Annotated in this window: 1 pseudogene; it reads right to left on the minus strand. The window is 65.4% G+C overall.

Going from position 1 to position 312, the window contains the following annotated elements:
* Positions 1–312, minus strand: a pseudogene (locus tag SB725_RS30595) (acyl-CoA dehydrogenase); the annotation flags it as partial.

The raw sequence follows: 312 nt of genomic DNA on the forward strand, positions 1-312 counted from the left end.
CTGCGTGAGCAGCATGCGGCGCACGTCCGGGTGGACGATGATCGGGTCGGCCGGCTTGTCCGGCGCCTTCGGGCCGGTCAGCGAGCGCATCTGCAGGCGTTCCTTCGCGTAGGTCAGCGAGTTCTGGTACGCCACTTCGGTGAGACCGAGGCCCTGCATGCCGACGCCCAGGCGCGCGGCATTCATCATCACGAACATCGCGTTGAGGCCCTTGTTCGGCTCGCCGACCATCCAGCCCTTCGCGTTGTCGAGGTTCATCACGCACGTCGAGTTGCCGTGGATGCCCATCTTGTGCTCGATCGAGCCGCACTT

Source organism: Pseudomonas sp. SIMBA_041, assembly GCF_046535095.1.
In the GTDB taxonomy this organism is placed as follows: domain Bacteria; phylum Pseudomonadota; class Gammaproteobacteria; order Pseudomonadales; family Pseudomonadaceae; genus Aquipseudomonas; species Aquipseudomonas mucoides.